This window comes from Hydrotalea sandarakina (assembly GCF_003254115.1).
GTDB lineage: Bacteria > Bacteroidota > Bacteroidia > Chitinophagales > Chitinophagaceae > Hydrotalea > Hydrotalea sandarakina.
This window is the reverse complement of record NZ_QKZV01000003.1, coordinates 243,931-264,079: the sequence shown is the minus strand read 5'-3', so window position 1 is coordinate 264,079 and position 20,149 is coordinate 243,931. Positions and strand designations below refer to the sequence as shown.

Below are 20,149 nucleotides of genomic sequence, written 5' to 3'. Positions count from 1 at the left end.
TCGTTTTTATTTAATCCTAATTTTCAGTTAATTCAAAGAATTTTTCTTCCAAGCTTTTAGTTTTAACTTCTAAATGCGACAATACTATACCGTTATTAAAACAATAAGCATTAAATTCAGCGGGTGAAATACTATTGCTTTTAAAGTAAATTTCACAAAAACTTTTTTGTTGTTTTAATTCAATGAAATGAGGTAAAGTAGTTAGTAGTTGTTGTAAAGCAGCCATATTTTCAGTTTCAATCACTAATATGTCCTCATTTCTTAAAATTTCCTTTACAGGACCACTAATAAGTAAATTGCCATGTTTCAATATGCAAAAATGTGTACAAACCTTTTCAACTTCATCTAATAAATGGCTGGCCATAATAATGGTTTTACCTTGTTCTCCTAACTGTTTTATCAGATTCCTAATTTCTACAATTCCTACCGGATCAAGTCCATTGGTAGGCTCGTCTAACACAAGCACATCCGCATTTCCTAATAATGCTGCACCAATGGCTAACCGTTGTTTCATGCCTAAACTGTAAGTGCTGAATTTATCATGTTTTCTTGTATGCAATCCTACCATTGCAATAGCTTTGTCAATATCTGCTTCATTTCCTCTGCCGCTGATGGCTTCAGTAATCTTTAGGTTATCTTTTGCTGATAAATAATGGTAGAAGTTAGGCGTTTCAAGTAAAGTGCCAATTTTTTTCCTATAATAAATATCATTAGGATTATTAAACCAGCAATATGTACCGGTATCGGGCTTTAATACATCTAATAATATGCTTAGCGTAGTTGTTTTGCCACTGCCATTTGGTCCTAAAATGCCAAATATGGAACCTTTCGGCACTTCAATATTCAAATTGTTGAGTGCTTTTACCGGGCCATAACTTTTTGAAATATTGGTTGTAGTAAGAATATTTTCCATGCAATTATTTGCAGTAATATACTATTTTTTCTATTCAAAACATTTAATTGCTTTTAACATGCGGTTTTTTCCTTGCATATCTTTTCTTAAAACAGTTTTAAAACCCATATTAATACATGCTTGCTCAGTTGCATTGGCAAAATGTTCGTGTACTTCAAAAAAAATACAACCATTTTTTTTCAAATGTTTTTTGGCAAAAACTGCAATTGTAGTATAAAATATTAAAGGCTCATTGTCGGGTACAAATAGTGCTTGATGGGGTTCGTATTTTACCACATTAATGGGCATTTCATTTTGTTCGTGTAAAGTTATATAGGGTGGGTTGCTAACTATCCAATCAAATTCAGGTAATGCAGCCCATTCTTCTTTATTTAAAATATTTATTTTTTTAAATTGAACGTCAGCTCGGTTTTGTTCTGCATTTTGTTCTGCAACTTCCAATGCTTTTTCACTAATATCAATTGCTGTTACATTTAGTGCAGGATTTTGTATTTTTAATGCAATGGCAATGCAGCCGCTGCCTGTACCAATATCTATAATATTGCCATTTAATCCTTTCGTATCTTCTAATATCCATGCCACTAATTCTTCAGTTTCCGGTCTTGGAATTAATACTGATTCATTTACATAAAACTGCAATTCACAAAACCAAGCTTGCTTCAATACATATTGAACCGGTTTGTGTTGCAGTAATTCGGCGGTATAGTTTTCTAATAAGTTTTGCTGGCTGCTGCTTAAATTTATTTCGGGGTGCATAATGCGGTTTATTTTATTGAAACCTGTTACAGCTTCAATAACCCAGTTGGCAATGTTTGCAGCCTCGCGGTCATCATATATTTCAAATAAAGCCAAAACCAATTGTTGGTAGGCGGTTTTAATAGTCATGCTGCAAAATACCACCATTTCTGCTACATTTGCGCAACTAGTGTTAGAATATGGAATGGAATGAGGCATATATGCAGCGTTGTTTGCAATTGGCTAAAATGGGTGCCGGTCGGGTGCAACCCAATCCAATGGTAGGCGCTGTTTTGGTGTATGATGATACAATAATTGGTGAAGGATTTCACCGGCAATATGGTGGCCCTCATGCAGAAGTAAATTGTATTAATAGCGTGAAGCCCGAAAATCGCCATCTCATTCAACAAGCTACTTTATATGTATCGCTTGAACCTTGTGCCCATTATGGTAAAACGCCGCCTTGCAGTTTGCTTATTATTCAACACAAAATTCCCAAAGTGGTAATTGGTATGCAAGATCCCTTCGCTTCAGTTAATGGAAAGGGAATTGAACAGCTTAAACAAGCCGGTGTTGAAATAGTGCTAGGCGTGTTAGAAAACGAGTGTAAGGCATTGAATAAAAGATTTATTACTTATCATACAAAAAAAAGACCATATATTATTTTGAAATGGGCACAATCAAATAATGGTTTTATTGCCGGCAAAAGTTCGGATCGAATGTATATTTCAAACGAATTAACGAATAGAATGGTGCATGAGTGGCGTAGTGAAGAAGCTGCCATTTTAGTTGGAAGAAATACGGCAATTGCAGATAATCCCGCATTAACCAATCGATATTGGCCCGGTAAACCTCAACCTATACGAATGGTCATTGATGCACATGCTAATTTACCAAATCACTTGCAATTGTTGAATGATGGACAGGTTACCTGGGTATGGAATCAGCACAAAACAGTTTCTGAAAATAATGTACATTTCAAACAATGGGATAATAAAAAACCAACGTTAGCCGCTATTTTGGAAGCTTGTTATCAAGAAAATATTCAAAGTATTTTGGTAGAAGGTGGAACTAACTTGTTACAACAATTGATTGATGCCGGTTTATGGGATGAAGCACGCATTATTACCAATACTACCCTTAGCATTAGTGATGGGCTTAAAGCCCCCTCATTGATTGGTGCTAAATACATTTATTCCCAAATTTTGCAAAACGATTTTATTGAATATTTTATCCCTGCAGAACATGAGTGATTCACCCGATTTTTATTTTACTATTCAACAAACGGCTACTGCCGAATTTAAAGATCGTGGTAGCAAGTTTTTAGCTTTTGCCTATCCGTTGAAAGATAAAGAACAAGTAAAAGATTATCTTCTTCAATTAAAAAAAGAACATCCCAAAGCGGTGCATTATTGTTATGCCTATCGTTTGGGGCTTGATAAAAATGATTTTCGTGTGAATGACGATGGCGAGCCTTCGGGATCGGCAGGTAAACCAATTTTAAACCAAATTGACAGTAAACAAGTAACCAATGTGTTGGTGGTGGTGGTGCGCTATTTTGGTGGTACTTTGTTGGGAATTCCCGGATTAATTAATGCGTATAAATCCGCTGCAGCATTGGCTTTGCAAATGGTACCCATTATTCAATGTGCTGTTTTAGAAAACTACAGTTTGCACTTTAATTATACCGCAATGAATGATGTAATGCTTATTGTTAAACAATACAATTGCAGCATTATTCAACAAGATACTCAATTGTTCTGCTACATGCAGTTGGGCATTCCTAAAGTAAGAAAAAATGAAGTGCTATTTAAATTGAATGATTTACAAGGCGTAGAAATAACTGCTCTATAATTACAATTTATGTGTAATGTGATAAACCGCATAGCCAATCATTTCTTTCCATAAATCTTGCCATTTATAAAAGTTACACAAGTTGGGGATGATGAAATCGTACCAGTTATTTTTTCCATGAGGTAATACATTATAATTCACCGGATAGGGAATAACCGATATGCCTGCTTGATGGAATACGGCTAAAGCTCTTCGCATATGTTCTGCTGAGGTAATTAAAACAAAGGGAGGTTGTAATTTATTTTGTTCAATTAATTTTTTTGTAAACAATGCATTTTCATAGGTATTCCGCGAATGATCTTCAACCAAAATAGCATTATCAGGCACAGCTGCATTCAAAAACTGTTGTCTTAAAAATATTGCTTCTTTATCTGTTGTATCAAGTAACAAGCCCGAGCCACCGCTTACAATAATCTTTTTTATATAACCTGCTTCATATAATTGTAATGCAGCAGTATATCGTTCAGCAGCACCATTAAAAAATCCTTGGTGTTGTTGATTAAAGCTTATCAATCCGCCTAAAACAATTCCCGCTTCAACGTGCTGATGTAAAGGTATTGGGTTTATTTGCCAGTATCTTTCTGTAAGGTTATACAGGTAGGTATTACTAAATATTAAAAAAATAACAATTGCAATTATTTTTGCCCACCTTCTAATAAGTGGTGTTTTCGATAGAAAATATATAAGTATTGCAATAACACACCAGGTTAGCGGTGAAAGTAAAAAGTATAAGAGTTTGGATAGTAAGAAGAACATGCTTTTTGAATGAAGATTGAAAATAAAAAAACTACCTGAATAGGTAGTTTTAAATATAAGCTTAATTCGTATTAATGTCGAAAGCGATTGCTCACAATCAATTCTTTACTGCCCGGTGTGTACACATAAAAGCCTTCGCCCGATTTTACCCCTAACTTACCGGCAGTAACCATATTAATTAATAATGGACAAGGGGCATATTTGGGATTCCCTAATCCTTTATGTAAAACTTCTAAAATACTTAAACAAACGTCTAACCCAATAAAATCGGCTAATTGTAAAGGGCCCATAGGGTGAGCCATTCCCAATTTCATAATAGTATCAATAGATTCAACATTTGCAACACCTTCATACAAACTATAGATAGCTTCATTAATCATGGGCATTAAAATGCGGTTGGCTATGAATCCCGGATAATCGTTTACTACACAGGGTGTTTTTCCCAACTGGGTACTTAATGCAATAATAGTATTCGTAACATCGGCATGGGTACTGTAGCCATTAATAATTTCAACCAACTTCATTATCGGTACAGGATTCATAAAGTGCATGCCAATTACTTTTTCGGGGCGTTTAGTAACCGAAGCAATTTTGGTAATAGAAATAGAAGAAGTGTTGGAAGCTAAAATGGCATTTGCAGGTGCATGCGCATCAATTTGTTGAAAAATTTTGAGTTTTATGTCAATATTTTCAGTAGCAGCTTCCACAACCAATGCTGCATTTTCAATACCTTTTTCTATTGAAGTAAAAGTGGAAATATTGCTAAGTGTTGCAGCTTTGGTGGCATCTGTGATAGTTCCCTTAGCAATTTGGCGATCTAAATTTTTGGCTATTGTGGCTAATGCTTTATCCAGTTGGGCTTGTTGTACATCAATTAATGATACTTTAAATCCATTCTGTGCAAACACATGTGCAATGCCATTGCCCATGGTGCCAGCGCCAATCACTGATATATTTTCCATAATGTTCGTGTTTTATACTTCCCTATAGTTAATAGCTACCCGAGTCGGATGAAGAAGACTTTTTGCTTTTAAAATCACCTCGCTTCCAAGCCTTAATAAAATCGGCCCAGGCTAATGGATTAAATATGTTTTGAGGGGGTAACTGACCTTGATAGTAATAGCGGTTAGCTTGTTGCCTTAATTGATAATTCACTGCTTCACGCCCATCGGCAGGTAAAGCTGCTAATAGTGCACGTCGTTTCGATTCATCCGTATTTTGTCGGGCAATTTCATACTGATCGTCCGGAATTACGGTATTCACAAAGTCGCGTTCAAATTGCTCACGAGTAGGCCTTGGTTTTAAAATAGCGGCGGGTAAATAGTTGGTATCGCTAACTAAAAGAACAATTAAACTGTATTGATTATCGGTTAAGTTACTGGGAATTTCGTAGGTTTTATCTTTATAACCTATAGACGAAAAGGTAATTCTATCGCCTTTCAATACTGCAATTGAAAATATACCATCATAATTGGTAATAGTTCCTCTTCCTTTTCCATCTACAATAACGCTGGTTGATGGAATAGCTTTTAAACTATCTGAAGTCATTACCACACCATAAAGTTGAATAACGGAGTCTTTGGGTGCCTTACTAATTTGTGCATGTAGTTTTGGCATTAACAATAACGCCCCGAAGGCAAGCAAAAAATATTGTAAAGTTTTTTTCATTCGAAAAATCTGGTAAATAATTTTCGGTGCAATATACGTTCAGCTATGTTGCAATTTAGTATAAATTATGCTTTGCTTCACCAATTGTATAGGCTTAATTTAACCTTAGTGCGCTTATGTTTATACTTTAAAGCAGGGAATAACCCAAACGTTGCCATTTAATTCCTAACAAAGTAAGGGGGAAGGGGGCTAACTTTGCAAAAACATTGTTTTTTTTAACAAATACTTACGTGATGAAAGAAACCGATATTTTAAAAGCCTTAAGCCATGTGCAGGAACCCGATTTGGGGAAAGATTTAGTTACCTTAAATATGATTCGTAACATTTCAATTGATGGGAATAATGTTCGATTTACCTTGGTGTTAACTACACCTGCCTGCCCTTTAAAAGAAATGCTTCGAAAAAATTGTGAAGACGCCATTCATACTCATGTAAATAAGGATGCTTTGGTGCAAATTGATTTTGATGCGCATACCACCTCAAATAGAAAAGATGCCATGCAATTATTGGCCGGTGTTAAAAATATTATTGCCGTAGTTAGTGGCAAGGGTGGCGTTGGTAAAAGTACAGTTGCAGCCAACCTGGCTTTAGCACTGGCTGAAAATGGTGCTGCAGTGGGTTTAATGGATGCTGATATTTATGGCCCTAGTGTACCTATTATGTTTGGTGTTCGTGGTCAACGTCCTATGATGCGCGAAGTAAATGGCAAAGGAATGATTGTTCCTTTGGAAAAATATGGCATACAATTAATGAGTATTGGATTATTAATTGACGAAAAAGATGCAGTAGTATGGCGTGGCCCTATGGCTAGTAGTGCTATAAAGCAGTTTGTAACTGATGTTGATTGGGGGCAATTAGATTATTTGGTTATTGATATGCCACCGGGAACCGGCGATATACATTTAACGTTATTACAAACCGTACCGGTAACCGGGGTTGTTATTGTAACTACGCCACAAACCGTAGCATTAGCCGATGCTAAAAAAGGTATTGCTATGTTTTCACAAGCGCAGGTAAATGTGCCTATTATTGGTTTAGTTGAGAATATGGCCTATTTTACACCGGCAGAACTACCTAACAATAAATACTATTTATTTGGTAAGGAAGGTGGAAAAAAATTGGCTGAAGAATATGAACTGCCATTTTTAGGGCAAATTCCAATTGTACAAACTATTCGTGAAGGGGGTGATAACGGATTGCCCGCAATGGTAAGCAATGATACTATTACACAAGAAGCATTTAGAAATATTACCAATATTGCCATTAGAAATATTGCCATTAAGAATGCTAAAGCAGCAGCAACAGCCGTTGTTTAAATGAAATTACAAACGGCTGCAATGCTTGACGAAAGCATGGGTGATTAATTCTGTTATATGTACAATGTACCTTATTTTAAGGCGTTAGAACAAAAGGATGTACTTGCTTTTATGCAAACGCATCCTTTTGTTACTATTTGTGGCGTTACTGATGAAGGTTGGCCTGTTGCCACACAGGTGCCGGTTTTGGTCAATCATAATGAAGAAGATATTGTTATTACAGGCCACTTAATGCGCAAGCAAATGCATACACAAGCTTTTGAAAAAAATAATAAGGTATTGATTATTTTTCAAGGCGAACATAGTTATGTGAGTGCAAGTTGGTACACTCAGCCATTGCAAGCAAGCACATGGAATTATATGGCAGTTCATGCCACAGGCTACATGCGAATGCTGGATGAGGCTGCATTGTATAATGTGTTATTGCAGCAAACACGTTTTTTTGAGGGTAAAGCCGATAGTATTAATGATGTGGTAAAAATTCCTGATGATTATTTAAAAGCGAACATGAAAGCCATTGTTGCATTTGAAGTTAAAATAGCTGCTTACGAACATGTATTTAAGTTAAGTCAGAATAAGGATGATGCAACATTTCATTCAGTAGTGCAGCATTTACAAAATGGAACACCTCAGCAACAACAATTGGCCAAGGAAATGATGGATCAAAATAGAAATCGTTTGTATGAAAATAAATAGATGGTTTTTTTTATTGTTATTCATGTCATGCACATCTGCCAAAATACAGCAAACCCATACCGTTATGCCTTTTGATAAAGAAGGGCACCGAGGCTGCCGCGGTTTAATGCCCGAAAACACAATTCCTGCTTTTTTAAAAGCACTTGACTTAGGTGTTACTACACTAGAAATGGATGCGGTAATTACAAAAGATAGTCAAGTTTTAATTAGTCATGATCCCTACATCAATTACGAGTTTTCATTAGGTCCGAATGGGCAAAACTTAACAAAGGCCGATCAAAAACAATTGAATATTTATAAAATGACGTATGCTGAAACACAGCAATACGATGTGGGTTCTAAGTACTATCCTCGCTTTCCACAACAACAAAAAATAAAAGTACATAAGCCTTTATTAAGTACTGTTATTGATTCAGTGGAAGCATACATTCAACAGCATCATTTACCACCTGTACAATATAATATTGAAACCAAAAGTACCGACTCAACGGATGGTATTTATCATCCCGATCCTGCAACATTTGTACGATTAATTATGCAAGTTATTGAGCAAAAAGGAATTGCATCGAGGGTCATCATTCAATCTTTTGATATAAGAACTTTACAATATTTGCACGAGCATTACCCAACCATAAAAACAGCACTTTTGGTTGAACCACCGGTAACTTTAAATTTTGCAGGGCAATTAAAACAATTAGGATTTATACCTACCATATATTCCCCCGATTATACAATGGTTACACCCTTATTAGTAAAACAATGTCATGATATGGGTATTGCATTAATACCATGGACAGTGGATGATTTACCCACTATGCAAAAATTGAAAAATATGGGTGTTAATGGGTTAATTAGCGATTACCCTAATTTGTATGCACAATTAAAGTGATTGCCCTTGTACCAGAATAGAGGGTACTACAATTTCTTTGAATGAAGCATCGCCATTCAAACATTCCATCATACGTTTAAAAGCATATTTGCCAAGTTTCTGTCCGCTTGTTTCTATATAAGTAATGGTAGGCTTAAATAAGGTGGGAATGAAACCATTGCTAATACTGATTACTGCTGTTTGTTTTGGAATGTCAATTTGCTTTTCATAAAGTGCTTGCATGGCACCCATTAAAATCTGGTCACCCATACAGAATATGGCATCCGGTTTTTGTTGCGCATTTAAAAAATGTAAAGTTTCTTTTTTGGCAGCTTTGGTTTGATCGGGGAAACGGCAATGAACCTTTGTTTTTGGTGCATACTCATTAATGGTTTGGGTAAAAGCTGCTAATCGTTTTTCTGTAATAGTTAAGTTGGGGTAACCAAATAAAGCCAATATGTTTTTTTTGTTGTGTTGAATGAGTGCATGTGCCGCCATTGTTGCACTTTCCTTATCTGCTAAACAAATTTTATTACAATTATCGGCATGTGGTACTCTGTCAATATATACAACCGGAATATTTTGTTCTTCTAATTTTTCAAATGCTGATATATCATTGTTTTCTTTAGTTACTGCAACAAACAGTCCCGATATCCGATTTTTCTTCAACAGTTTTAAATTATTTAATTCTAACTCACTACTCTCACCCGATTGCATAATGAGTAAAGAGTAGCCTGCTTTACGCGCTTCTTCTTCAACTGAAGCAATAAAAGTATCATAAAAGAAATTGGTAATGGTGGGTATCATAATACCCAGTACGTTACTTACATTAGTACGCAATTGAATAGCATATGCATTGGGTTCATATTCCAGCGAAGCGGCCAATTCTCTTACTTTTTGCTTGGTTTTCTCTGCAATGTCCGGATGGTTTTTTAAAGCACGAGATACCGTAGAAATACTCATGTTTAAAATTTGTGCCAGTTGCTTTAATGTACTGGTTTGTGCCATAGATAAATCATTTAAAAAATCAATTGGTCATTTAGCATGGCAATATAAACACCATTTGTCCATCCAAAACCATCTTGCGTAGGATATTCACCACCACCAGCATTTATATTGGTATTTTTTACATTGTATTTTTCCATTAGCTTACCGGTTTGTTGGTAAGTATTTTCATTCTGAGCCATCCAATTTTGTTTTAATTGTAAGGCTAATTTGTTTTGTGAATAGTTTTTTAATGCTACGTAAGTTATCCATTGTAAAGGTGCCCAGCCGTTAGGTGCATCCCACTGTTGTCCCGATTCAATGTTGGTAGTTAGTGCACCGCCTGATGTTGTTAACAACTGCTTTGTTAGAACCTCAATTATCTTTTCAACCTTATCCTTATTAGTTATTTTGATAAATAGGGGATACATAGCTGCCAATGAATAAGTATCTTTTTGTTGTTGATGAATAAAATGATAATCGAAATAAAAATTTTTTTCCTCATTCCAGCAGAAATATTCAATGGCTTGTGAACGCTGTTCTGCTTTGGCCAACATTGTTTTAGCTTTATCGGTTTGATTGGTAAACGTATATAATTCTGCCATTATATTTTCAACGCTGAATAAAATGCAGTTTAAATCAATGGGAATAATATCGGTTGTCTCAATGGTAGACATGTCATAGGCATTGGCAAACCAACGGCTTGAAAAATCCCAACCCGATTCAGCAGCTGCTCTAATGTTTCTGTACAATAATCGGGCATTGTCATCCGACAAATTTTTTGCTAAATGGGTATCCTCTTTATATGCCTCCGGTCTGGGTGTATCACTATCATCCCAGTATCTGTTTAAAATATAGGATTCAGAAAGTTTTACAACTCTTCTATATGCTGTATTGGGTTGGTTAAGTGTCTCAACACCATCCATCCAATAAGCATATTCTTTTTCAATTATTGGAAGGTATTCAATACAACTTTGTAATCCATTTTTTTCACTTAATAATTTTACCATAAGTGCAAAAAATGGGGGCTGCGATCTGCTTAAGTAATAAGTGCGGTTACCATTAGGAATATGTCCAAATTTTTCAATTAAATAAGCAAAGTTTTTTATCATGTTTTCAATGATGTCCCACCTGTTGTGTTCCTTTAAACCCAGCATGGTAAAATAACTATCCCAATAATAAATTTCTCTAAATCTGCCACCTGGTACAATGTAAGGATAAGGTAAAGGAATAAGTGTGCCGGCCGCTTCATCCGGTTGCCTGGTTAGTACATTCCACAATTCATAAATGTGTATATCAATAGGTTTATTGTTAGATTGATACCCTTGATGGCTTTCTGCAGGTAAACTAAAATGTTGCTTAATAAAATTCAATAAGTTGAAATGAGGTTTATCTTTTTCAAGATGGTATGCTTGTTGAATTTCTTCTATTGGGTGCAAAGGAATTGCATCTACAAAAAATTTTGAATCGCTGAATAAGTTGCTTTGTTGAACAGCTATATACAATGATCCAAGTTCTTCTATATTTAACAATTGATGGTTAATTTGCATAGGGTTCATGTTTATGAATTGAACACAGCGCTACTTTGTTTATATTTCAATTGAAGTCTTCTAAAAATGAATAAGCAAATGGCCAATATGGTTATTGGAACTAATGAAAAATAAAAGGCTGCTGAACCGCCATAATATTGAAAAATATTTCCTGTTATTAATGATCCTGTTGTGCCACCTAAAGCAGAAAATATAATGATTAATCCGGCCATTACACCTTGTTTCTCAACCGACAAAGTGCTTAATATTACCGAATTAATTGCCGGATAAATTGGTGCAATTAATAAACCAATAAGCGGAAAAACAAAAGCAGCTAAAGGAGCATTTCCCCAACCGGTAATTTCATGTCCATCACTATTTTTTGCCAACGGCATGGCTATTAATACAAGCGTAGCCGCTAAAATTAAACAAATTAAAAGAATAACAAACCAATTTAGTTTTTTCAATAAAAGCCCTGCCACAAAACGTCCGGCTGCTGTAGAACCGGCTAAAATACTGGCCATTTCTATACTTAAAGTAGTGGGCAGTTTTAATACTTGACTGTTGAAAGTGGGCAGCCAGCTCATAATGCTTTGTTCAATTAATACATAAAAAAATGCACAGGCAATAAATATTAATACAATAGGTGATACTATTAATTGAAGCATTGCAATAAAACTTTGTAACAATGTTTCTTTTTGTATTTCATGTTGAGCTTTTGATTCGTCAAGTGTTGCTGTTAATAACAATAAAAATGCAACAGTTGTAAAACCGCCCAACCATGTATATACTTTTAGCCACGATGTAGAATGGGGGTCTTTATCATTAACGAAATAACTAAATATAAAGTAGCCTGCTAAAATACCCACCATAAAAAAAGATTCAACAAAATTCATTAAACTAATATGTTGTTTTTCTGATTGTGTTACCAGGCCTATAGTGCTGTAAACCGATATTTTAATCAACGCAAAACTGGCACCGATAGCAGCAAACAATAATTTGGTTGCTAAAAAGCTGTGGGTATATGGCATTATGAAACACACAATTGAAATGAATGCCAGAGCAATTAGCATGGATTTTTTATATCCAATTTTTGTAATAAATGAGGAAACCAAAAATGAAACAATTGCAATACTTAAATCTTTAAAGGGCTCTAATACAGCAGCTGCGCCTTGTGTTACCCCATAATTGTTTTGCACTTGTAAAATAACCGTGCCTACACTATTCAATAAAATGGCAAAAACAAAATAGTTAATAAATATGGACAATTTAATTTTCCAATAATGCATATGGCTTTTGTTTAGTGGTTGGTTGAAAAGTGAATTTAGAACATATTGGCTAAATCTTTTAAAAAAAATGCACTTAGCGCAATCCAAAGTAAAACAAGTGCCGTATATGTATTACGAACAACAAAATTGAATATTATGAAAAAACTTTTCCTTTTAATGGCTTCTGCATTTGTTATGCATGTTGCTATGGCGCAAAATGAAAAAACTGTAGAAGTGGGTGGTGCCCCTATGTATCCAAGTAAAAACATTGTAGAAAATGCCATTCATTCTAACGATCATACAACGTTAGTGGCTGCTGTAAAAGCTGCAGGTTTGGTTGAAACTTTACAAGGTGCAGGGCCTTTTACAGTGTTTGCACCCACCAATGAGGCATTTAATAAATTACCGGCAGGAACAGTTGATAACTTATTAAAACCTGAAAATAGAGCAATGCTTACAAAAGTATTGACCTACCATGTTGTGGCAGGTAAGTATAATGCAAAAGATATAGCAAAGCTTATTAAAGCAGGACATGGTAAGGCTGTTTTAAAAACTGTAGAAGGTGAAAATTTAATGGCTAGTATGGAAGGGAATAAATTGGTGATTACAGATGCAAAAGGCGGTAAAAGCTATGTTACTATTGCAGATGTGAATCAAAGTAATGGTGTAATACACGTAGTGGATACTGTTTTGCTTCCATAAAATATTTTCTATCGAGGGGTGAACAATTATCCTATGAAAAACCAAAACAAACAATATTCTTTGTAAAAACTGTCCCTTCCAATATTCTAACTAAAGCAAACAGCTTACAAAGCGGTTATGTAAAATGCATAACCGCTTTGCTTTTTAATGAAGCATATTTTTTATTTCATTTAGTTTCATTAAAGCTTCTACAGGGGTAAGTCGATTAATATCAATATTTTCCAACATTTTTCTTATGCCTTCAAATGTTTCTGTATGCGCATCAAAAATGGACAGTTGTAACTGAGTTGTTGGCTTTGGTTTCCCGGACCGCACAGTTGGTAATGGGTTGTTATGATAAATTTGTGTTTCCTGTTGTAATTCTTTTCCTTCTAATTGTTGCAATATTTCGTTAGCACGTGCAATTAATTCAGGTGGCATGCCCGCCATTTTTGCTACATGAATACCAAAACTATGTGTACTTCCACCCGGTGCTAATTTTCTTAAAAAAATTACTTTATTTCCGGTTTCTCTATTGGTAATATGGAAATTTTTTACGCCCGGTAAATGATGCTCTAATGCGTTTAATTCATGATAGTGGGTAGCAAATAAGGTTTTAGGTTTATAGACGGAATTGTGCAAATATTCTACCATGCTCCAAGCAATAGATATGCCATCATAGGTAGATGTACCGCGTCCAATTTCATCTAATAACACCAAACTACGTTCCGATAAATTATTGATAATGCTGGCTGTTTCATTCATTTCAACCATAAAAGTTGACTCACCACCACTTAAATTATCGCTGGCGCCTACACGAGTAAATATTTTATCGGTTAATGGTATGGAAGCTTCAGTTGCAGGCACAAAACTGCCCATATGCGCCATTAAAGTAATCAGTGCTGTTTGCCGTAAAATGGCACTTTTACCGCTCATGTTGGGGCCCGTTAATATAATTATTTGCTGATTATCGGGATCCAACGTAATATCATTAGGTATGTATGTTTCACCTGCAGGTAAATTCCTTTCAATTACCGGATGTCTGCTATCTAATAATTGTAATGTCAATCCATCATGAATGATGGGTTGGTGGTAATGATATTTTAATGCATTTTCCGCAAAGCATATCAAGCAATCAATAATGGCTAACGTAGTGCCATTTACTTGTATTGGTGCTATATAATCTTGCAATGCATTGAGTAAGGCATCAAAAAGTTGTGTTTCTAGTGCTAACATCTTTTCTTCAGCCCCTACAATTTTTTCTTCATATTCTTTTAGTTCGGGTGTAATATAGCGTTCAGCATTCGTTAAAGTTTGTTTCCGAATCCAATGATTAGGCACTTTGTTTTTGTGTGCATTGGTAACTTCTAAATAATAACCAAACACATTATTAAACCCAATTTTTAATGAAGTAATGCCAGTAGCATCAGCTTCTTTTTGTTGTAAGTTTAGTAAGTATGATTTACCACCTGAAGCAATGCTTCGCAATTCATCTAATTCTTTGTTGATACCTGATTGAATTAAATCGCCTTTTTGAGCAGTAATAGGTGGTGGATCTTTTAATTCACTTAAAATTTTATCGGTAATTACACTACACGTATTCAATCCATCTGCTAATCGTTGCAGGTACTTATTAGTGCAATTATCCAGTTGTTTTTTTATAATGGCAGTTTGTTGTAAGCCTTTAGCAATTTGTAAAACTTCGCGGGGTGAAATTTTTTTAGATGCAATTTTACTAATCAGTCGCTCCACATCGCCGCATTGTTTAATGGCTTGTGCAAGCTTATGGCGTAAGTCGGTTTCTTTAATTAAAAAAGCAACTGCGTCTAATCTTTCTTCAATGGCTAATTTGTTTTTTAAAGGAAAGATAAGCCAACGTTGTAGCAGCCTTGCACCCATTGCACTTACAGTATTATCTAAAATTTGCAGTAAACCTTTTCCTTCATTAACACTACTGCCAATTAATTCCAAATTACGAATGGTAAATCTATCCATCCACAAAAAATCATCCTTTTCAATTCTTTTAATAGTGGTAATGTGTTGCAGATTGGGATGTTCGGTTTCTTTTAAATAATGTAAAATAGCACCGGCGGCAATAATGCCGTTTTTTAAATGTTCAATACCAAATCCCTTTAAAGAATGCGACTGAAAATGTTTTAATAAACTTTCCTGCGCATAGGTTTCATCAAAAATCCATGACTCTAAAGTATAAGTATAGAATTTATTGCCAAACAGTTCTTTAAATTGCTTTTGATAACTACGTTGAAAAATAACTTCTGCAGGCTTTAAGCTTTGCAATAATTTATCGGCGTATTCGGTATTCCCTTCCGCAATGAAAAATTCTCCGGTTGAAATATCCAAGAATGCAACTCCTGCAATATTGTTATTGAAGTGAATGGCTGCTAAAAAATTATTACTGTTATTTTCTAATAATTTGTCATTGGTTGCAATGCCGGGTGTTACTAATTCGGTTACACCTCTTTTTACAATACCCTTTGCCTGTTTAGGATCTTCTAATTGGTCGCAAATGGCTACACGATAACCGGCCTTTACCAATTTATGTAAATATGTTTCTAAAGCATGGTGTGGAAAACCCGCCAGTTCTGATGATGAAGCTGCGCCATTATTGCGCTTGGTAAGTGTAATACCCAGTACATTGGAAGCAACAATGGCATCGGCGCCAAAAGTTTCATAAAAATCGCCCACCCTAAATAATAAAATAGCATCGGGGTACTTTTGCTTAATAGCATTGTGCTGTTGCATTAATGGGGTATCGGAAGCTGACTTTTGCATGGCAACAAATATAATTATTGCTGCTGTGAGCTGCTATTCATTTTTTAAAATCGTGAACTTTATAGCTGAAAGTCTATTACATGGTTAAGTTTTAGTATATTGAACCCGTACATGAAACAACTGCTATCCATACTTTTATTAATGATGTGTATTCAGTTTGTAAAAGCACAAACTTTGGGGGGGAATACTGTGTTTAATTTTGTTACCCAACCTAATACCGCTCAGTTATCTGCCTTGGGTGGCGTTAATATTTCAAACATTACCAATGATGTAGGCATGGCTTTTCAAAACCCTGCTTTATTGCGAAGTAATATGCAGCAGCAATTAAATACTTCTTTCAACAATTTTGTTGCGGGTATAAAAAATTATAGTTTAACTACTGCCTGGTATTTGCCTAAATACCAAACCAATATGGCGTTGGGTATTAATTATTTTGATTATGGTACACTAACTCAAACTGATGCCGCCGGAAATGTATATGGCACTTTTAAACCGGTTGATTATGTTGCTCAATTAATGTTTTCGCATGCCTACCACGAAAAATGGAATGTGGGTGGTACAATTAAATTCATTAATAGCCACTATGCCCAATATAAAAGTAGCGGTATGGCAGTTGATGTAGGATTAAATTATTTCGATTCAGCTAAAGGGTTTCAAGCTGCATTTGTTGTAAAAAATATGGGTACACAGTTCAATACTTATACCCAAGGCGTAAAAGAAGAGTTACCCTTTGATGTACAAATGGGGTTTACAAAAAAATTAGCAAAAGCACCATTTCAATTTTCTTTAACTGCTCATCACTTGCAAACATTCAACACTTTATACAATGACACTGCATTTAATGCAGCCTATGGCATTAACTCGAATGGTGGATTTTTAAACCAATTAATTACCCATTTAGTTGGCTCTGTTCAACTGTTAATTGACCACAAGGTAGAAATTACCAGTGGTTATAATTTTTTGCGTCGGCATGATTTAAATGCTTACACCACCGCTAATGGGTTAAATGGGTTTACGTTAGGTGCCGGTGTGTTGTTAAATAAGTTGCACATTCGTTATGCAACAGGATTTTACCAACAAAACCTTTTTCACCAAATCAGCCTAAATTTTAATTGGAAAGGAACAGGCCTTTAACGCAACTTTCAAAAGTAGTTTTTATACAGTTGCTTGAACCATTTCACTTAGTTTTTGCTTCTCTTCTTTGAATGATTCCCGGGGAACAAGTCCTAGTAAATCAAACATTGCATTATCTTCTTCAAAACTGGGGTTAGGTGTGGTTAATAATTTATCTCCTGCAAATATGGAATTAGCACCTGCTAAGAAGCATAAAGCTTGTTCAGCTACCGACATGCTTGTTCTTCCTGCACTTAAACGTACCATAGTGGCAGGCATAATAATTCTTGCAGTAGCAATCATTCTAACCATATCCCACACATCTACCTTTTTATTGTTTGCTAATGGGGTACCGGCAATGGGTACTAATGCATTAATGGGAACACTTTCCGGGTGCTGAGGCATTGTAGCCAAAGTATGCAGCATTTTAATTCTATCTTCCTGTGTTTCGCCTAAACCAATTATACCGCCGCAACAAACCGTAACACCTGCTTTTCTAACATGCTCAAGGGTATTCAATCTATCCTGATAAGTACGCGTAGTAATAATATCATGATAATGCTCTTCACTCGTATCTAAATTATGGTTGTAGGCATATAAACCTGCATCAGCTAATTTTTTAGCTTGTTCTTCCGTTAACATACCAAGGGTACAACATACTTCCATGCCCATTTCATTTACCCCTTTCACCATTTCTAACACACGATCAAAATCGCGATTGTCGCGAACTTCACGCCATGCGGCTCCCATGCAAAAACGAGTACTGCCGGCATCTTTTGCTTTTTTTGCATAAGCCAATACTTCATCTTTTTGCATTAATGCATGCACATCAACACCGGTGTTGTATCGAGCTGCTTGAGGGCAATAGGCACAATCTTCAGTGCACCCACCGGTTTTAATACTTAACAAAGTACAAACTTGCACTTCGGCAGTAGTATTGTATTTACGATGTATGCTGGCTGCTTTAAAAATTAAATCCAACAAAGGGGTATTATATATGGCTTCAATTTCAGATAGTGTCCAATTGTTTCTAATATCGTTATGCATAAAAAAACAAATTTCATTTTTGAAGCAACAAATATAGGAATACCTGAATAAAGTTGGGTTGAATGCTAAATTGGGGCTGCCAGATAGAAATAGCAAGTATCTGTGTTAAAATAATTTTCCAGCATTGAAAACGATATGGGCGGTTGGTGATTTAACCATCCCTGTAAAGTGAAAATATTATACTTCAAATCATTTTGCAAAAATGAATACATTTTTTCAGGGGTAATATTGTAGGTGCTTGCCCCTTTGTTACCAAACTCAAATAAAAGAATGGGTTTATGTTGTGCAATGGTTTGTTGTGCCCCTTTTAATACCCAATATTCAGCCCCTTCAACATCCATTTTTATAAGATGTATACGTTGTTGAGGTGCAATAATTGCGTCTAGTGTTGTTGTATTTACTGTTATGGTTGTATCTGATTCTAACTTATCATATGGCCTTTTTAATAAACCACTATATGCTTTGTTGGTAGTTACCAGGTTAAAGTTGCTATTCCCTATTTCATAGCTTAATGCATAATTATACAAACGAATTTTTTGTTGAAATTTTTTTTGTAATGCGGTGTATAGTTCAGGTATTGGCTCAAAAGCCAAATGTTGTTGTGGTGAAGCAGCTACCATCATTTGGGTAATTTTTCCGGTATGTGCGCCAACGTCAATTCCTAGTCCGTTAGGTGCCAATACTTTTTTTATTACCCTTTCAGTTGCGCGGTCTATTTGCTCGTTACGTGTAATAGCAAAGGGTAATTTTGTTACAATTAATTTGGCAAATGCTTTAAAGTTGTTTACCGGGTTCAATCCGTTATATTTTTGTGTTGAACATAATTTCTCCATTTTTCAATAAGCTGTTGCATATCGGTAGGTAATTCTGAATTAAACAATAATGCTTTACCTGTTTTAGGATGTACAAAGCCCAGTGTTTTGGCATGTAAAGCACAGCGGTTGCATACTTCAAAACAATTTTCAACAAATTGTTTGTATTTGGAATAGATAGTGCCTTTTAAAATTTTGTCGCCGCCATATTCGTAGTCGTTAAACAGCGTATGTCCAATATGTTTCATGTGCACCCTAATTTGATGGGTTCTTCCGGTTTCTAAAACACATTCAACCAAAGTAACATAATTAAATCTTTCTAAAACGCGATAGTGAGTAATGGCATGTTTGCCGGTTTCGCCATCGGGGTAGGCAGCAAACATTTTTCTATACTGCTGGTGTCGGGCAATATGTGCATTAATGGTTCCTTCATTTTCTTCCACATTACCCCAAACCAATGCAACATACTTGCGCTGTACGGTATGATGGAAAAATTGTTTGGCTAAATGTGCGGCAGCATCAGCAGTTTTGGCTAATACCAATAGGCCGGTTGTGTTTTTATCAATTCTGTGCACTAAGCCATACCGGGGCAGTTCATCTTCATCAACATTTTTATTTTGTTGTAGTAAGTGGTATTTCACGCCATTTAAAAGCGTACCCGTATAATTTCCCACTCCGGGATGCACAACCATATTAGCGGGCTTATTCACAACTAAAATAGTATCATCTTCATACACGATATCCAGTGGTATAGGTTCAGCTTTTACTTCCGTGTATTCCGGATTGGTATAACTTAACAATACCAGCTCATCGCCGGGTTTAATTTTATAATTGCTTTTTACTATTTTACCGTTAACGGTTAAAAAACCTGCTTCAATGCCCTTTTGAATTTTATTGCGCGAAGCATTTTCTAAACGCATTTGTAACCATTTATCAATGCGTATGGGTTCTTGGTTTTTATCTATAGAAAATGTTTTCCTTTCATACAGGTTTTCATTTCCTTCTTCCGGCATTATTTGTATATCCTCTGTATTCATTGTTGCAAATATAAAGGCATTTGTAAGCGCATGTATTTCACGCCCAAGCTTTCGTAACTTTGTTGCCGGTTTACAATTC

The 20,149-nt window shown here is 35.5% G+C and carries 19 protein-coding genes; 7 read left to right on the top strand and 12 right to left on the bottom strand.

Annotated features, from left to right (window positions below; translation table 11 throughout):
• Window positions 1–16 precede the first annotated feature (16 nt).
• Entirely contained in the window at window positions 17–913 is an 897-nt protein-coding gene (locus tag LX80_RS06350) for an ABC transporter ATP-binding protein (RefSeq protein ID WP_111294389.1), read from the bottom strand.
• A gap of 30 nt (window positions 914–943) precedes the next feature.
• On the bottom strand, window positions 944–1,867 hold the full coding sequence (gene prmC / locus LX80_RS06345; protein WP_111294387.1) for a peptide chain release factor N(5)-glutamine methyltransferase: 924 nt from the start codon (window positions 1,865–1,867) through the stop codon (window positions 944–946).
• Here prmC and ribD point away from each other — a divergent pair.
• Both ribD and LX80_RS06335 read left to right on the top strand, forming a co-directional pair.
• Complete coding sequence (gene ribD / locus LX80_RS06340; protein ID WP_111294385.1) at window positions 1,849–2,901, top strand: bifunctional diaminohydroxyphosphoribosylaminopyrimidine deaminase/5-amino-6-(5-phosphoribosylamino)uracil reductase RibD; 1,053 nt, start codon at window positions 1,849–1,851, stop codon at window positions 2,899–2,901. The genes prmC and ribD overlap by 19 nt on opposite strands.
• Window positions 2,894–3,502 (top strand): IMPACT family protein, encoded by a 609-nt coding sequence (locus LX80_RS06335; RefSeq protein WP_111294383.1) that lies wholly within the window; start codon window positions 2,894–2,896, stop codon window positions 3,500–3,502. The genes ribD and LX80_RS06335 overlap by 8 nt, the downstream gene beginning before the upstream one ends.
• On the opposite strand, the gene LX80_RS06330 is transcribed toward LX80_RS06335, so the two are convergent.
• From LX80_RS06330 to LX80_RS06320, 3 genes are all read right to left on the bottom strand, one after another.
• Window positions 3,503–4,258: a YdcF family protein gene (locus LX80_RS06330; RefSeq protein WP_111294381.1), complete on the bottom strand. Its 756-nt coding sequence runs from the start codon at window positions 4,256–4,258 to the stop codon at window positions 3,503–3,505. It abuts the gene before it with no gap.
• 71 nt (window positions 4,259–4,329) lie between these two features.
• Window positions 4,330–5,220, bottom strand: coding sequence for a 3-hydroxyacyl-CoA dehydrogenase family protein (locus tag LX80_RS06325; RefSeq protein ID WP_111294379.1), 891 nt, complete (start codon window positions 5,218–5,220; stop codon window positions 4,330–4,332).
• A gap of 28 nt (window positions 5,221–5,248) precedes the next feature.
• Window positions 5,249–5,926 carry a carboxypeptidase-like regulatory domain-containing protein gene (locus LX80_RS06320; protein WP_111294377.1) on the bottom strand — a complete coding sequence of 226 codons (678 nt, stop codon included), beginning with the start codon at window positions 5,924–5,926 and terminating at the stop codon, window positions 5,249–5,251.
• A gap of 233 nt (window positions 5,927–6,159) precedes the next feature.
• Between LX80_RS06320 and LX80_RS06315 the strand changes: the two genes are divergently transcribed.
• The 3 genes from LX80_RS06315 to LX80_RS06305 are packed head-to-tail and all read left to right on the top strand — an operon-like array spanning window position 6,160 to window position 8,827.
• Window positions 6,160–7,242, top strand: coding sequence for an Mrp/NBP35 family ATP-binding protein (locus LX80_RS06315; protein WP_111294375.1), 1,083 nt, complete (start codon window positions 6,160–6,162; stop codon window positions 7,240–7,242).
• Between the two features lie 57 nt (window positions 7,243–7,299).
• Window positions 7,300–7,938 (top strand): FMN-binding negative transcriptional regulator, encoded by a 639-nt coding sequence (locus LX80_RS06310; protein ID WP_111294373.1) that lies wholly within the window; start codon window positions 7,300–7,302, stop codon window positions 7,936–7,938.
• On the top strand, window positions 7,925–8,827 hold the full coding sequence (locus LX80_RS06305; RefSeq protein WP_111294371.1) for a glycerophosphodiester phosphodiesterase: 903 nt from the start codon (window positions 7,925–7,927) through the stop codon (window positions 8,825–8,827). Before LX80_RS06310 ends, LX80_RS06305 begins: the two co-directional genes overlap by 14 nt.
• On the opposite strand, the gene LX80_RS06300 is transcribed toward LX80_RS06305, so the two are convergent.
• Genes LX80_RS06300 through LX80_RS06290 form a run of 3 tightly spaced genes read right to left on the bottom strand, consistent with a single transcriptional unit; the run spans window position 8,819 to window position 12,608 of the window.
• On the bottom strand, window positions 8,819–9,814 hold the full coding sequence (locus LX80_RS06300) for a LacI family DNA-binding transcriptional regulator (RefSeq protein WP_111294369.1): 996 nt from the start codon (window positions 9,812–9,814) through the stop codon (window positions 8,819–8,821). The two genes, LX80_RS06305 and LX80_RS06300, sit on opposite strands and share 9 nt — an antisense overlap.
• Before the next feature lie 11 nt (window positions 9,815–9,825).
• Window positions 9,826–11,349, bottom strand: a complete 1,524-nt coding sequence (gene treA, locus LX80_RS06295; protein ID WP_111294367.1) for an alpha,alpha-trehalase TreA — start codon at window positions 11,347–11,349, stop codon at window positions 9,826–9,828.
• Window positions 11,350–11,351: 2 nt separating this feature from the next.
• The gene (locus LX80_RS06290; protein WP_111294365.1) at window positions 11,352–12,608 is read right to left on the bottom strand and encodes an MFS transporter; all 1,257 of its coding nucleotides are present in this window, start codon (window positions 12,606–12,608) and stop codon (window positions 11,352–11,354) included.
• A gap of 135 nt (window positions 12,609–12,743) precedes the next feature.
• Between LX80_RS06290 and LX80_RS06285 the strand changes: the two genes are divergently transcribed.
• The gene (locus LX80_RS06285) at window positions 12,744–13,289 is read left to right on the top strand and encodes a fasciclin domain-containing protein (protein ID WP_111294677.1); all 546 of its coding nucleotides are present in this window, start codon (window positions 12,744–12,746) and stop codon (window positions 13,287–13,289) included.
• Between the two features lie 144 nt (window positions 13,290–13,433).
• Here the strand turns inward: LX80_RS06285 and mutS are convergent, their stop codons facing one another.
• Window positions 13,434–16,061, bottom strand: a complete 2,628-nt coding sequence (gene mutS / locus LX80_RS06280) for a DNA mismatch repair protein MutS (RefSeq protein WP_111294363.1) — start codon at window positions 16,059–16,061, stop codon at window positions 13,434–13,436.
• A 111-nt stretch (window positions 16,062–16,172) separates the two neighbouring features.
• On the opposite strand from mutS, the gene porQ reads away from it, so the two are divergent.
• The gene (porQ, locus tag LX80_RS06275) at window positions 16,173–17,195 is read left to right on the top strand and encodes a type IX secretion system protein PorQ (protein WP_146250402.1); all 1,023 of its coding nucleotides are present in this window, start codon (window positions 16,173–16,175) and stop codon (window positions 17,193–17,195) included.
• 21 nt (window positions 17,196–17,216) lie between these two features.
• On the opposite strand, the gene bioB is transcribed toward porQ, so the two are convergent.
• From bioB to LX80_RS06260, 3 genes are all read right to left on the bottom strand, one after another.
• Window positions 17,217–18,221: a biotin synthase BioB gene (gene bioB / locus LX80_RS06270; protein ID WP_111294359.1), complete on the bottom strand. Its 1,005-nt coding sequence runs from the start codon at window positions 18,219–18,221 to the stop codon at window positions 17,217–17,219.
• A 65-nt stretch (window positions 18,222–18,286) separates the two neighbouring features.
• Window positions 18,287–19,054, bottom strand: coding sequence for an FkbM family methyltransferase (locus tag LX80_RS06265; protein WP_111294675.1), 768 nt, complete (start codon window positions 19,052–19,054; stop codon window positions 18,287–18,289).
• The gene (locus LX80_RS06260; protein WP_111294357.1) at window positions 19,015–20,070 is read right to left on the bottom strand and encodes an RluA family pseudouridine synthase; all 1,056 of its coding nucleotides are present in this window, start codon (window positions 20,068–20,070) and stop codon (window positions 19,015–19,017) included. The genes LX80_RS06265 and LX80_RS06260 overlap by 40 nt, the downstream gene beginning before the upstream one ends.
• Window positions 20,071–20,149: the final 79 nt, after the last annotated feature.